At 72.6% G+C, this 12,856-nt stretch carries 14 protein-coding genes; 7 read left to right on the top strand and 7 right to left on the bottom strand.

Annotated elements, in window-relative coordinates; genetic code table 11:
• Nucleotides 1–12 precede the first annotated feature (12 nt).
• The 4 genes from AAH979_RS05080 to AAH979_RS05065 are packed head-to-tail and all read right to left on the bottom strand — an operon-like array spanning nucleotide 13 to nucleotide 3,849.
• A complete protein-coding gene (locus tag AAH979_RS05080) occupies nucleotides 13–795 on the bottom strand; it encodes an ABC transporter ATP-binding protein (protein ID WP_346256835.1) in 783 nt (260 codons plus the stop codon).
• Entirely contained in the window at nucleotides 783–1,673 is an 891-nt protein-coding gene (locus AAH979_RS05075; protein ID WP_346256834.1) for an ABC transporter permease, read from the bottom strand. The genes AAH979_RS05080 and AAH979_RS05075 overlap by 13 nt, the downstream gene beginning before the upstream one ends.
• Nucleotides 1,673–2,680 carry an ABC transporter substrate-binding protein gene (locus tag AAH979_RS05070; RefSeq protein ID WP_346256833.1) on the bottom strand — a complete coding sequence of 336 codons (1,008 nt, stop codon included), beginning with the start codon at nucleotides 2,678–2,680 and terminating at the stop codon, nucleotides 1,673–1,675. The genes AAH979_RS05075 and AAH979_RS05070 overlap by 1 nt, the downstream gene beginning before the upstream one ends.
• A complete protein-coding gene (locus AAH979_RS05065) occupies nucleotides 2,677–3,849 on the bottom strand; it encodes an agmatinase family protein (RefSeq protein ID WP_346256832.1) in 1,173 nt (390 codons plus the stop codon). The genes AAH979_RS05070 and AAH979_RS05065 overlap by 4 nt, the downstream gene beginning before the upstream one ends.
• Nucleotides 3,850–4,250: 401 nt before the next feature.
• Between AAH979_RS05065 and AAH979_RS05060 the strand changes: the two genes are divergently transcribed.
• From AAH979_RS05060 to AAH979_RS05050, 3 genes are all read left to right on the top strand, one after another.
• Complete coding sequence (locus AAH979_RS05060; RefSeq protein WP_346256831.1) at nucleotides 4,251–4,703, top strand: helix-turn-helix domain-containing protein; 453 nt, start codon at nucleotides 4,251–4,253, stop codon at nucleotides 4,701–4,703.
• Nucleotides 4,696–5,088 carry a DUF4180 domain-containing protein gene (locus AAH979_RS05055; RefSeq protein WP_346256830.1) on the top strand — a complete coding sequence of 131 codons (393 nt, stop codon included), beginning with the start codon at nucleotides 4,696–4,698 and terminating at the stop codon, nucleotides 5,086–5,088. The genes AAH979_RS05060 and AAH979_RS05055 overlap by 8 nt, the downstream gene beginning before the upstream one ends.
• Before the next feature lie 67 nt (nucleotides 5,089–5,155).
• Complete coding sequence (locus AAH979_RS05050) at nucleotides 5,156–6,175, top strand: nucleotidyl transferase AbiEii/AbiGii toxin family protein (RefSeq protein WP_346256829.1); 1,020 nt, start codon at nucleotides 5,156–5,158, stop codon at nucleotides 6,173–6,175.
• A gap of 124 nt (nucleotides 6,176–6,299) precedes the next feature.
• On the opposite strand, the gene nhaA is transcribed toward AAH979_RS05050, so the two are convergent.
• Nucleotides 6,300–7,613, bottom strand: coding sequence for a Na+/H+ antiporter NhaA (nhaA, locus tag AAH979_RS05045; RefSeq protein ID WP_346256857.1), 1,314 nt, complete (start codon nucleotides 7,611–7,613; stop codon nucleotides 6,300–6,302).
• A gap of 118 nt (nucleotides 7,614–7,731) precedes the next feature.
• Between nhaA and AAH979_RS05040 the strand changes: the two genes are divergently transcribed.
• Nucleotides 7,732–8,004 carry a hypothetical protein gene (locus tag AAH979_RS05040; RefSeq protein ID WP_346256828.1) on the top strand — a complete coding sequence of 91 codons (273 nt, stop codon included), beginning with the start codon at nucleotides 7,732–7,734 and terminating at the stop codon, nucleotides 8,002–8,004.
• Between the two features lie 238 nt (nucleotides 8,005–8,242).
• Entirely contained in the window at nucleotides 8,243–8,869 is a 627-nt protein-coding gene (locus AAH979_RS05035; protein WP_346256827.1) for an FkbM family methyltransferase, read from the top strand.
• Nucleotides 8,870–9,013: 144 nt separating this feature from the next.
• On the opposite strand, the gene AAH979_RS05030 is transcribed toward AAH979_RS05035, so the two are convergent.
• A complete protein-coding gene (locus AAH979_RS05030) occupies nucleotides 9,014–9,985 on the bottom strand; it encodes a sugar phosphate isomerase/epimerase (RefSeq protein WP_346256826.1) in 972 nt (323 codons plus the stop codon).
• Between the two features lie 495 nt (nucleotides 9,986–10,480).
• On the opposite strand from AAH979_RS05030, the gene AAH979_RS05025 reads away from it, so the two are divergent.
• Both AAH979_RS05025 and AAH979_RS05020 read left to right on the top strand, forming a co-directional pair.
• Nucleotides 10,481–11,077 (top strand): class I SAM-dependent methyltransferase, encoded by a 597-nt coding sequence (locus AAH979_RS05025; protein ID WP_346256825.1) that lies wholly within the window; start codon nucleotides 10,481–10,483, stop codon nucleotides 11,075–11,077.
• Nucleotides 11,074–11,643, top strand: a complete 570-nt coding sequence (locus AAH979_RS05020; protein ID WP_346256824.1) for a hypothetical protein — start codon at nucleotides 11,074–11,076, stop codon at nucleotides 11,641–11,643. Before AAH979_RS05025 ends, AAH979_RS05020 begins: the two co-directional genes overlap by 4 nt.
• On the opposite strand, the gene AAH979_RS05015 is transcribed toward AAH979_RS05020, so the two are convergent.
• Complete coding sequence (locus AAH979_RS05015) at nucleotides 11,632–12,747, bottom strand: hypothetical protein (RefSeq protein WP_346256823.1); 1,116 nt, start codon at nucleotides 12,745–12,747, stop codon at nucleotides 11,632–11,634. The two genes, AAH979_RS05020 and AAH979_RS05015, sit on opposite strands and share 12 nt — an antisense overlap.
• Between the last annotated feature and the right edge of the window lie 109 nt (nucleotides 12,748–12,856).

The raw sequence follows: 12,856 nt of genomic DNA, 5'->3' as shown, positions 1-12,856 counted from the left end.
AGTAGTCGAGTTTCACGGTGTGTGGTGGAACGTCCGGACCAGGTCCTCGACCCGGGCCCGCAGGGTCAGGAACTCCGGCGTCCGCTTGAGGCCGAGATCCCGATCGTCCGGCAGGTCCAGCGTGATGTCGGCGGCGACCCGGCCCGGGTCGCTGGCCAGCACCACCACCCGCTGCCCGAGGAAGACCGCCTCCTCCACATCGTGCGTGACCATCAGCACGGTGGTGCCGGTGTCCCGCCACACCCGCCGGATGAAGAGCTGCATGTCCTCCTTGGTCTGCACGTCCAGCGCGCCGAACGGCTCGTCGAGCAGCAGCACCTCCGGCTCGCAGGCCAGTGCCCGGGCGATGGCCACCCGCTGCCGCTGCCCGCCGGAGAGCTGCTTCGGCAGCGCCGAGCGGAGTGTGGTCAGGCCGGTCTCCTCCAGATACCAGGCGACCCGGCGGGCCCGCTCCGCCCGGTCGATCCGAAGCAGTTCCAGGCCGAACGCGACGTTGCGCTCGACCGTCCGCCACGGATAGACCGCGCCGCTCTGCGACACCAGGCCCCGGTCCGGGCCGGGCCCGCGCACCGGGTTGCCGTCGAGCAGGATCTCCCCGCTCGACGGCCGGTCGAGGCCGGCGACCAGGGAGAGCAGGGTGGACTTGCCGGAGCCGCTGGCGCCGACGACGCAGACGAAGGAGGTACGGGCAATCCGCAGGTGGACGTCGGTCAGCGCGGGGACGTCCCGGCCGTGCCGCCGGAACACCCGGTCGACGCCGACGAGTTCGAGCAGCCCGGCCGTCACGGCACCCACCGCCCGAGCCGGTCCCGGGTGATCCGGAGTACGACGTCGGCGGTCACCCCGATCAGCCCGATCACCACCAGGATGGCGAAGATCTTGTCGGTCTGGGTGAACCGCTGGGCGAGCAGGATCCGCTTGCCCAGACCCTCCTGGCTGTTCACCAGCTCGGCGACCACCACCAGGCCCCAGGCGGCGGCGAAGTTCACCCGTACCGCGTCGACGATCCCGGGCAGCGCGTACGGCAGGATCACCTTGCGCAGCACCTCACCGCCCCGGGCACCGAGCGTGTACGAGACGTTGACCAGGTCGATCGGCACCTGCCGGACCGCGTCGGCGACCATCAGCATGTTGAAGAAGACGGTGCCGATGAAGATCAGCGCGATCTTCGGCGCCTCGCCGATGCCGAGCCAGATCAGCAGCAACGGGGTGAACGCCGCCGCCGGCAGATAGCGCAGCAGTCCGCTGACCGGCTCCAGGGCGGACCGGGCCGCCGCGAAACTGCCCATCGCCACCCCGAGCGGTACCGCCACGGCCACGCCGAGCCCGTACCCGTAGAGGATCCGCCGGACGGTGGCCCAGGCGTCGGTGAACAGCTCCCCAGTGCCGGCCATCTCGACCCCGGCCGACCAGACCGCACCCGGCGGTGGCAGGAACCGGGGGTCGACCGCCCCGGTCGCGCCGAGCAGCAGCCAGGTCAGCAGCGGCAGCGCGACCGAGGCGAGCACCAGGACGGTTCGGGTCCGGCCCGACAGCGGCGTACGCAACGCCAGCACCCTGCCCGGCGGCCGGGCCGGGCGCCGCCGGGGCAGCGATCCGAAGAGTTGCCGGGCGGTCGGCGGGCGCTGTGCCGTCGTCCGCTCGGGGATGTCGGGGCTGACCAGGCGCTCCATCAGGTCACCGCGCGCACGAACGTCGAATCGAGCAACCCGTCCAGCGACGGCTTGCCCGGAGCCAGCTCGGTACGGACCAGGAACTCGGCGATCCGGTTGGCCTGGAAGTCCAGGTGGGTCGGGTCCCCGCCCGGGGTGAACGCGGCGATGTTCTGCTCCCGGGTGAAGATCGTGGTGCCGGCGTTGTACGTCCGGTAGTCGGCCTCGCTCACCCCGCCCCGACGGGCCATGATCGCTACCGCCTCGGCCTCGTTGGCCGCGATCCACTCCAGGGTGTCGAACCAGGTCTGCACCACCTTCTGCACCTGCTCCGGATGGTCCCGCAGGTAGCCGCTGTCGAAGGCGAGGTGGTCCGGGATCGCCCCCGGGAAGTCCTTCGAGGTGGCGATGGCCCGGCTCCCCGCCCGGCCCAGCGCGGTGGTGGTGAACGGCGCGAACGCCCCGACCGCGTCGACCTGCCCGGCCACGAAGGCCGCCGCCGCGGCGTCGGTCAGCAGCGGGGTCAGGGTGATGTCCTCCTCGGCCAGTCCCGCCTTTTCGAGCGCGAGGAGCAGCAGGTAGTGGTCGACGGTGCCCTGCTCCACCGCGACCTTCCTGCCGCGCAGCCCGGCCACGTCGTCGATGCCGGGCGCCGCGATGATCTGGTCGTTGCCGGTCGAGTTGTCGTTGACCAGCACGATGGTCTGCTTCGCCCCGCCGCTGACCGAGGTGAGGGTGTCGTTCAGGGTCTGGCTGTTGGCGTCGAGGTTGCCGGTGCTCAGCGCCTGGAGGCTGTCGGTGTAGCTGTCGAACCAGGTCAGTTCGACGTCGACGCCGTTCGCCTCGAACAGCCCCTTCTCCTGGGCGACCTGCCAGGGGAACCAGCCCGGCCAGGCGCTGAAGCCGAGGCGTACCGTCGTCGACCCGGCGGCGCCGGAGTCGCCGCCGGCACCGCAGCCGGCCGTCGCGCCGAGCAGGGCGGTGCAGGCGGCCACCGCCAACAGCCGGGTCAGCGGGCGTCTTCTCATGACTTCCTCCCGGGGAGGTGGCCGGCGCGCACGAGGCAGCCCAGGGTGTCGCAGATGACCCGGGTGGCGATGAGCGAGGTGATCTCCGCGTTGTCGTACGGCGGGGAGCACTCGACCACCTCGATGCCGGCGAGCGGCCGCTCGGCGATGAGTTGGATGAACTTGAGGACCTCGCGGGGCAGGAAGCCGCCCGGCTCGGGCCAGCCGGTGCCGGGGACGAACGCGGCGTCGAGGCAGTCGACGTCGAAGGAGAGCCAGACCGCCTCCGCACCGTCCCAGGCGACCTCCAGGGCCTTCTCGGCGGCGGCCTCGATCCCCATCTCGACGCAGTCGGTGACGGTCATGATCGTGGTGCCGCGCTCCCGGCCTACCTTCACCCCGGGCCGGGGCGCCTGCCAGCCGCCGATGCCGATCTGCACCAGGTTCTTCGGCGGCACGTTCGGGATGTCGGTGGCGTGGAACCACGGGGTGGTGTGCATCCGCTCGTCGAGATCGGTCTCCTGGGTGTCGACGTGCCGGTCGAAGTGGATGATGCCCAGGTTGCCGTCCAGGTGCTCGGCGACGCCGCGTACGGTCGGGTAGCCGATCGAGTGGTCGCCGCCGAGCACCACCGGGAAGGCACCCGAGGCGTAGACGTGGCTGACCGCCTTGGAGATCTGGTCGAAGGTCTTCTCGATGTTGCCGGGGATGGTGAAGACGTCGCCGAGGTCGGCGATCGTGATCGACTCACGCAGGTCGACGCCGAGTTCAAAGCTGTACGGCCCGTACAGCGCGGAGATCTTCCGGATGCCCTGCGGACCGAACCGGGTCCCGGGCCGGTACGTCGTACCGCCGTCGAACGGGGCGCCGAGCACGGCCACGTCGTACTCGCCACAGGTGGTGACGTCCTCGACGTACGGCGCCTTGAGAAAGGTGTTGATGCCGGCGAAGTGCGGTAGCTCGCCACGGGAGAAGGTGGGGATCCGGCGGTCCACGATCGAGTCGGCGCCGGGCAGTCCGAGCCGCAGGCCGCGCTCGACCTCGGCCTCCCACCGGGTGGTCGGCAGCTCCGCCTCCCGCCGCACCGCGTAGCGGGCCTCCGGACCGTAGTTGTCGTGCAGCAGCGGGTCGGGCTCACCCGGACGGTCGTCCGAGCGGCCATGCGGATGTTGATCGTGTGCGAAACCCATGGGCACCTCCGGGAAAGGTCGCCCGGCCGGGAACAGCCGGGTGTGGCTGTCTCCCGGGCTTTTGTCCCGCCGTGGAACGGCGCCGACCGCGCCGCCGGCCCCGCCTGCGCCTCTCGGACCAGTCCCGCCCCTGTCCGGGGCGACGGAACCCTAGGCGCGCCTCAGTGGATGAGTCGCATCGAAACGTAAGGGCCATGAGTTTCCCGCGTTTTGCCCGCCCGTTGCCGGCAGGTATCGGCCGCGATCGACATCACGCCCGGGTGCCGCCGCGCCGCGCCCCGGCTCCCCGTCGCCGGACCGGCGTCGGCGCGGCGGTCCGAGCACCCGATGGAACGCACCGCACGAGTGACGGTGCCAACAAAGTTCCCTATTAGGCCCTATCGTGGGTAGGTTAGGTGCTGATGGGTAACGAGATGTATTCGGTCGAGCAGGTGGCTGACCGGCTCGGCCTGCACGTCCGGACCGTGCGTGGCTACATCCGCTCGGGCCGGCTCCGGGCGGTACGGATCGGCAAGCAGTACCGGATCGCCCGGGCCGACCTCGACGCGCTGACCGGCACCGGCCCGACCCGGCCCGGCGGCCCCGCTGCGGTGGAGGTGTCGAGCATCGTGCAGATCGACGGCATCGACCGGTCCGGAGCCGACCGGCTCGGCACCTTCCTGCTCGCCGGGGCGAACACCAATCACGACCCCGGGCGCCCGCTGCGGGTACAGACCGTCCACGACGAGGAACGAGGCCGAATGAAGATCGTGATACTCGGTGACGCCGCCGCCACCGCCGAGCTGCTGCACCTGCTCGACGCCGTGCTGCGCGGCGACAACGGCCTGCTCAGCGGGGAGGTGGCGGATGCCTGACGAGATCCAGGACCGGGCCGGGGTGTCGGTGCTGGTCTGCGACCCGGGCGGCCCGCCGATCGCCACCGAGCAGGACGCACTGGACCTGATCGGCGCGGCCTTCCTCGGCGCCACGGTGGTGGCGGTGCCGGCGAGCCGGCTGGACCCGAGCTTCTTCTCCCTCGGCACCCGCTTCGCCGGAGAGGTCATGCAGAAGTTCGTCAACTACCGGCTGCGGCTGGTGGTGGTCGGCGACATCTCCGCGCAGCTCGCGACCAGTTCGGCGTTGCGCGCCCTGGTCGAGGAGTCCAACAAGGCGGACCACGTCTGGTTCGTACCGGATCTCGACGCCCTCGACGACCGGCTCCGCGCCCTGACCGACCGGCCGGGTCGCCGCCCGGCCTGACGCCGCTCGCCGGCGGCCTACGCCCGGGCGGGACTGCCCGTCGTACCGGCCCGGTAGCCTGCCCGGCGTGGACAGCCCAGCGAGGGCCGGAGTCGGGTTGCCCGACGAGCGGGCGGCCCGGCGTGCCGTGCTCGATCACATACTGGCGCTGGTCGCGGCGGCACCCTGCGGCGATGCCCTGGTGCTGCGCGGCAGCATGACCATGCGGTCGTGGGTGGGTGACCGGGCACGCGAGCCCGGAGACCTCGACTGGGTGGTCCGGCCGGGCGCACCGATCCCGCTCGACGACCTGCACCCGCACCCCTACATCGACCGCCTCGACCCGGTCCGGCTCTGGCCGGAGACGGTGCACGGGGTACCCCCGGACGAGCCCTGGATGTTCGAGGACTTCGACACCGGTGGGCTGCCGGCGCGGCTGCCCCCGGAGGGGCTGCACTGGGTCGAGGCCGCGGAGACCGCGCTGCTGCCCAGTCCGCACCAGGACGTCGTCGAACTGCTGCGCCGGCATCCCGATGCGGGCGACGACCTCCGCATCGACCCGGACGCGATCACCGAGGACAACACCCGGGGCTACTCGTACGACTCGGGATACCGCGACTTCGCCGAGGAGGGCGGCGGTGGGAGCCGTCTCCTCGTGCCCTGGCGGGTCGGCGACGCGCTCTCCGGCACGGTACAGCTCGATTTCGCGTACGACGAGCGGCTGCCCGAGCCGCCCCGGCTGCTCGCGGTGCCCCGGCGGGACGGGACCGACCCGCCGACGGTGGTGTGGGCGGCGACGCCGGAACTCTCGCTGGCCTGGAAACTCCAGTGGCTCTGCACCGACCAGGCGACCGACGGGCTGTCGGCCGGAAAGGACCTCTACGACGCGGTGCTGCTCGCCGAACTGCCCGGGGTACGCCTGCCGGCCCGGTTGCTCCGTACGCTGCTGCGCCGGATCCCCGACCCGGACCTGCTGCGGCCGGCGGCGGTCCGGGGCTGGACGGTCGACTGGTCGGCCCTGCCCGGCGCGCATCCGCCGGCCGGGGCCGATCCGGCGCCCTGGCTCGACCGGCTGGCCGCCGCGCTGGCGCCGGACCTCCCGCCGTAGTCAGCTCGTTCCCGGCACACCACGGCGGAGCGTACCGCGCCGATGTGGACCGCCGGAGGAGCCGACCGGCGACGGCGGCCGGGCTCGGCGGGTCGCAGAGACCGACCAGCAGCCGGTACCCGGCTCATCCCCGAGTGCTCTGGTCCTCGTCCTCGTAGACGTCCGGCACCCCGTCGGCGTCGCTGTCGCGCTCCTCGACCATGCAGATCCCCTGGTAGTGCCGGTTACGGGCGCGCAGCACGACCGCGGCGAGCAGTGCCGATAGCAGCGAGCCGAGCAGTACGCCGATCTTGGTGTGGTCGTCGCGTTCGCTGCCGGCACCGAACGCCAGCTCGCCGATCAGCAGTGACACGGTGAAGCCGATCCCGGCCAGCAGCGCCAGCCCGAACACGTCCCACCAGCCGAGTCCTTCGGCGAGCCGGGCCCGGGTGAACCGCTGCACCAGCCAGGTCGCCCCGAAGACCCCGACGGCCTTGCCCACGACCAGCCCGACCACCACCCCGACGGCGACCGAGTCGGTGAGCGACGCACCCAGGCCGCCCGCGCCGACCACCGACACCCCGGCGGCGAAGAACGCGAAGACCGGCACCGCGACCCCGGCGGACAGCGGCCGGAACCGGTGCTCGAAGTGCTCGGCCAGCCCCGGGCCGGGCCCCGGCGTGCGCCGGGACACCGGCACGGTGAACGCGAGCGCGACCCCGGCGACCGTAGCGTGCACCCCGGAGGCGTGCACCAGCGCCCAGGTCACCGCGGCCAGCGGCAGCAGCAGCCACCAGGACCGCACCCGCCGCTGGACCAGCAGGCCGAAGAGTGCCAGCGGGACCAGCGCCAGCAGCAGCCAGCCGAAGTGCAGGGCGCTGGTGTAGAACACCGCGATGATCACGATTGCCAGCAGGTCGTCGACGACCGCGAGGGTGAGCAGGAACGTGCGCATCGCCGCCGGCAGGTGGGTGTTGATCACCCCGAGTACGGCGAGGGCGAACGCGATGTCGGTGGCGGTCGGGATCGCCCAACCGGCCAGCGCCCCGTCCCCGGCCCGGAGGTTGAACGCCGTGTAGATCAGGGCCGGCACCGTCATGCCGCCGAGGGCGGCCGCGACCGGCAGCATCGCCCGGCGGGGTTCCCGCAGGTCCCCGGCGACGAACTCGCGTTTGAGCTCCAGCCCGGCGACGAAGAAGAAGATCGCCAGCAGGCCGTCGGCCGCCCAGGTCGCCAGGGAGAGGTCCAGGTGCAGGGCGGCCGGGCCGATCGTGAAGTCGCCGAGTGACCGGTACGCCTCGGACCACGGCGAATTCGCCCAGGCCAGCGCGAGTACGGCGGCGATCAGCAGCAACACCCCGCCGACGGTCTCGGTACGCAGGATGTCGCCGACCCGGCGGACCTCGGGCCAACTCCCCCGGGAGAACAGGCTCGGCATGCGGCTGCCAGGGGTGGCCATCACGGTGCCTCCGGTGGGGTCGACGAATGAACCGCCGACCAGACTTCCCGGCACACCGGCTCCCACCCTACCGAACCCGCGATCATCACCCCAACCGAAAGCCGGCGGCGCTGCCTCGGTGGGCCAGCGGATCACCCGGGCGAAACGCAAGATCGCCGACGCGGGCATCCCGTACCGGATTCCGGCCGACGACGAGCTCGGCGAGCGCCTCGCCGAGGTCCTGGCCGTGGTGTACCTGCTGTTCAACGAGGCGTACCTGCCGAGCGCCGCCGACCCCGCGCAGGCCCGCTGGACGGCTACCACCTGCCGCACGGCACCCGGGCCGAGTTGCTGCGCGACCTGGGCCGTCCGGACGAGGCCCGCGCCGCCGACGAGCGCGCCCTGGCACTGACCGCCAACCCCGCCGAGCAGTCGCTGCTGCGCCAGCGCCTCACCTGGGCCTGACCGGCGTCCCGTCGGCGGGCGGGGAGCAATCGCCGCTGTTACGTTGAGACCATGTTCACCCGGGCCAGAGGTATCGCCCGGTCCCTGCTGCTCTACCACTGCCGACCGGTCACCCAGCGCCGGGCCGCACGACTCTACGGCCAGTTCCTCCGGCCGGGGATGTCGGATTCGACATCGGGGCGCACGTGGGCGGTCGGGTACGCATCTGGCGGCGGCTGGGCGCCCGGGTTGTCGCCGTCGAGCCGCAGCCGGACTGCCTGCGCGTCCTGCGCTGGGGCTTCCGGCGGGACCGGAGGGTCAGCATCGTGCCGGCGGCGCTCGGCGCTCGACCGGGTCGGGCGACGATGGCACTCTCCACCGCCACCCCGACGGTCTCGACGATGTCGGCGGACTGGATCCGGTCGGTGACGAGGGACCGCAGCTTCGAGCAGGTGCGCTGGGACCGCGCGGTGAAGGTCGACGTGACGACCCTCGACGAGCTCATCGCGGCGTACGGGGTACCGGCGTTCTGCAAGATCGACGTCGAGGGATTCGAGCCGAACGTGCTCGCCGGGCTCAGCCGACCGTTGCCCGCGCTGTCGTTCGAGTACCTCCCGTCGGCACACGATGCCGCGCTCACCGCACTCGACATCGTGGACCGGCTGGGTACGACGGCCGGCGGGTACCGCTACAACTACTCGCCCATCGAGACGATGCGGTTCGCCAGCGAGCGCTGGCTGGACGCCGCCGACCTGACAGGACTGCTCGAACGCTTCCGCCCGCTGGGTCGATCCGGCGACGTCTACGCCCTTCTGCCCCGGGCATCGATCTGAGCCGGGGCCACGAGGGTCATCCCCCGGTCAGCTCGGCCCGGCACCGCGCCAGCCCGGTCCGTCGCCCCGACCGGATCGACCGCCGGAGCCGGACCCGCCGGAGCCGGTGCGGCGCACCGACCCCGGTGGCGTCCACCAACTCGCTCAGCGCTTCCTCCGCAGCGCACGCATGCGCCGGTAGCTGCGTTCGGCCGCACCGAGCGAGCCGGGCGGATTCGGCTGTACGGCCGGCGCGGTGTCCTGCTCCCAGAGGTATCCGTGCCGGCCGTGCCCGCGCAGCGCCGCGAAGAACTCGGCGAACGGGATCTCGCCGAGCCCGAACTCCACGTCCGCGTACGAGTTGCCCTGCTGCGGGTCCGGCAGCGGTACCCCGTCCTTGACGTGGAAGAGCGGATAGCGGTGCGGGTGGGCGTTCACGTAGTCGATCGGCCGGAACCCGGGGTACTTGCGCGCCCCGCCGTACGCCCACAGGATGTCCATCTCCAGCGCCACCACTCGGGGGTCGGTGTGCTCCAGAAAGACGTCGTACAGGCGCACCGACGGCTGGTCGGTGGCGAAACTGAACTCGATGGTGTGGTTGTGCTGGTACATGGTGATGCCCCAACGGGCGGCCCGCGCACCCCAGCCGTTGAACTCCTCGGCCGCCGCCTTGTAACCGTCGACCGTGCGGTCCTCGGTCGGTGCCTGCGCGGTGCCGAGGTAGCGCATGCCGAGGGTACGGGCGATGTCCAGTTCCTGGTCGAGGTTGTTCCGGAAGTCGCCCAGCCCCCGGTGGCTGCCGGAGGCGCGCAACCCGTTGCAGTCGAGCAGCCGCCGGATCTGCTGCGGGGTGATGGCGCCCGCGCTGCCCTGGGTGTAACCGGCGAACTCGACCTCGCGGTAGCCGATCCGGGACAGTTCCTCGAAGACCCGGGCGAAGCCGTACTCGGCGATCTTGTCACGCACGCTGTAGAGCTGGATGCCGGTCCGTTCCTTCGGGATGAGCCGACCGCCGCCGCCCCGACCGTCCGGGGCGGCCACGGCCGGCACCTCGGTCAGGGTCGCGGCGCCGACCGCGACGGTGGTGCCGGCGAGCCCGCGCAGGAATGCGCGGCGGTCGATGCTGTGCTTACCCATTGTTCCGATCCTCCTCAACACCGGGCCCCTCTTCGACAGCGGGCCGGTCTCGGCAGCAGGCGCAGGCCGGGGCGCCGTCCCCGCCGGCGGCGGTACGGCGGTGGCGATGTGACGGCCGGTCGGGGTTCGACCGGGCCGGGGCCGGCGCGGAGGAATCGCATGTCCAGCATGGATCTCCCATCGGTCTACCCGGCGCAGGCCAAAGCGACGGGGCCGGCGAGGAGTCGCAGAGCGCCGCGACCTCGCCCGAACTGTCTCCTGGCAACTTTTGGCCGCCGAACCGAAAGTTATGGTCAAGCTATCGAAACTTTTCAAAGCTGTAAACCTCCTTCCGATCTAGGCTGCTGAATGTTCTGCTTCATGGCCGCGAATGTCTGGGAAGGCGCCCCCGTGCTCACCTCCGGCTTCGGGCGGCCCCGTCCGGTCGGGCTCTCCGGAAGACCTGATCGACGATCCGGCTCGGAGCGTCACCGGCGGCGGGTAGGCTGCCGGATCGTGGACGCCTCGGACTGGGACCGCCGCTACGCCGCGACGGAGCTGCTCTGGAGCGCCGAACCCAACCGGTTCGTCGACGCCGAGCTGGCCAATCTGCCACCGGGGCCGGCCGTCGACCTCGCCGCCGGTGAGGGCCGCAACGCGATCTGGCTGGCCAGCCGGGGCTGGCAGGTCAGCGCCGTGGACTTCTCCGCCGTCGCGATCGCCAAGGGACGCACCCTCGCCGAGGCGGCGGGCGTCGAGGTGGAGTGGGTCATCGCGGATCTGCTCGACCACGTTCCGGAGCCGGACCGGTTCGACCTGGTGCTGGTGGCGTACCTGCAACTGCCGTCCGAGCAGCTCGGCACCGTGCTGGACCGGGCCGCCCGGGCCCTCGCCCCGGGCGGGGTGCTGCTGGTGGTCGGGCACGACGTGGAGAATCTGCGGCACGGCGTCGGCGGGCCGCAGGACCCGGCCGTGCTGTACAGCCCGGAGGGGATCACGGCCCGGCTGCCGGGCCCGTCGGTGGACCGGGCCGAGCGGGTACGCCGCCCGGTCGTCGACGCCGACCGGGCGGCGATCGACATCCTGGTCCGGGCCCACCGGTCGGCCGGGTGACCCGACCGGAGCGCACCGGTGTACCCGCACTGCGGCGGCTGACCGGGCCGGAGGCGCTCGCCCTGCACGACCGGCTGGTCGAGACGTACGCGGCGGTGTTCTGCGCGCCGCCGTGGAACGACTCCCCCGAGCGGGCCGCCCGGTTCGGTGAGCTGCTGACCGACTGGGCCGGGAAGCCGGGCTTCGCCGCCGTCCTGGCCGACGACGGCGGGACCGTCGGAACCGGTCGCCCGGACCGGGCCGTTCCCGGGTTCGCGGTCGGGCTGACCACCCCGACGCCGTTCCCCGGCGACCGCGCCTACGGGCAGGTACGCCGGCTGCTCGGACCGGCCGCCGAGACGCTCGCCGACTGGCTGGAGGTCGCCGAGCTGGCCGTCCATCCGGCGGTCCGGAGGGGCGGGCTCGGCCGGCGGCTGCTGGCCACGCTGACCGGTGACCGGCCGGCGTGGCTGCTGACCGTCCCGCAGGTCGCCGGCACCACCGCCTTCTACGACGCGGTGGGCTGGGTCCGGCACGGCACCGGCTACGGCATCACCGTCTACACCAACCGGCCGCTACCCCGCTGAGGCACTGCCGGGCAACGGTGCGGACGTGCCGGGCCGTTCGGCACGCAGCCGCCAGAAGGCCCCGCCGAGCAGCGCGAGCGTGAGCAGACTGACCGTGAGGTCGGCGACCAGTGCCTGGGTCGGCGACGCGGCGGCGTAGCTTGGTACCACGTACGCCCCGGCCGCCGCCACCACCAGCCCGGCCCCCCAGGCGGCCAGGACATGCCGCTGCCCCCAGCCGGTACGCCGGGACCACCGCACGATCAGCACTGCGGCGACCGTACTGGCCGCCGCTCCGATCGCGACGCCGATCCAGTTCGGCACCGGGTCGGCGGCGAGCCGGGCACCGGACACCACCAGCCCGGCCCAGATCGGATGCGGCGCTCGGGCGACCGCCGGGGCGTTGGGCCCGCCCGGTCGACGTCCGCGCCGCCACCTGGGCAGCAGCGCGGCGCCGGTCAGGGCGAGCGCCGTCAACGCCGCGAACGACAGCTGGAGCGGGCTGGCCAAAAAGCCCTTCCGGCCGCCGTCGTCGGAGAAGACCAGCAGGCTGCCGAGCAGGTAGAGGACCCCGGCGACCAGCAGACCGAACCGGCCCAGCCACGGCTCGGCGCGCCGGGCCGGCCGGACGAACGACTCTACGATCACGATCGGAACGCAGATGCTCAGTACGACGTGCCCGCCGAGATACCCGAGCGCGTTCTGGGCGCTGAACCCGAGCCCCGGTACCATCGTCGCCCGCGCGGCGGCGGCCGCGTCGGCGAACTCGGTGTCGTCCAGGAAGGCGTCGTTGAACAGCGACTGGTCGACCAGCCCGGCCTGGATCATCCCGAACGCCGCGCCGAGCAGCACGATCGCCGGCCACCCGCCACCGGTCCGCCGGGCGGTCTCCCGGATGAGCAGCGCGGCCGAGCCGTAGAGCGGCCCCAGGAAGACCAGGACCAGCGGGTAGTCGTCGACGGTGAAGCCGCCCCACGCGCACTCCGCCGCCCACGGGGCGAGCAGCCAGAGCGCGACGACCGGGCCGATCCGGCGCCACCGGGACGGGGGCGGGCCCGGGACGCTCGTGTCCGGGCCGGCTGGTGTCGCCGGGACATCGGCCGGAACGACTCGGGGGTCGGGCATCTGCGGCTCCTCGCTGCTCGCCATCGCGGCTTCCACGCTGCTCGGCCCCGGGACTGTCACCGCACCGGGAGGACCCGGGTGCACGTCTCGGGCCGGGCGGCGCGCCTTC

It is taken from the genome of Plantactinospora sp. ZYX-F-223 (assembly GCF_039649625.1).
GTDB lineage: Bacteria > Actinomycetota > Actinomycetes > Mycobacteriales > Micromonosporaceae > Plantactinospora.
Note: the sequence above shows the minus strand (reverse complement) of the source record. Positions and strands in the feature narration are given on the sequence as shown.

Excerpts from the sequence above, each read along its gene's own strand:
- AAH979_RS05075 (WP_346256834.1), bottom strand. The coding sequence starts at position 1,673 with ATGGAGCGCCTGGTCAGCCCCGACATCCCCGAGCGGACGACGGCACAG.
- AAH979_RS05070 (WP_346256833.1), bottom strand. The coding sequence starts at position 2,680 with ATGAGAAGACGCCCGCTGACCCGGCTGTTGGCGGTGGCCGCCTGCACC.
- AAH979_RS05065 (WP_346256832.1), bottom strand. The coding sequence starts at position 3,849 with ATGGGTTTCGCACACGATCAACATCCGCATGGCCGCTCGGACGACCGT.
- AAH979_RS05060 (WP_346256831.1), top strand. The coding sequence starts at position 4,251 with ATGGGTAACGAGATGTATTCGGTCGAGCAGGTGGCTGACCGGCTCGGC.
- AAH979_RS05055 (WP_346256830.1), top strand. The coding sequence starts at position 4,696 with ATGCCTGACGAGATCCAGGACCGGGCCGGGGTGTCGGTGCTGGTCTGC.
- nhaA (WP_346256857.1), bottom strand. The coding sequence starts at position 7,613 with ATGGCCACCCCTGGCAGCCGCATGCCGAGCCTGTTCTCCCGGGGGAGT.
- AAH979_RS05030 (WP_346256826.1), bottom strand. The coding sequence starts at position 9,985 with ATGGGTAAGCACAGCATCGACCGCCGCGCATTCCTGCGCGGGCTCGCC.
- AAH979_RS05015 (WP_346256823.1), bottom strand. The coding sequence starts at position 12,747 with ATGCCCGACCCCCGAGTCGTTCCGGCCGATGTCCCGGCGACACCAGCC.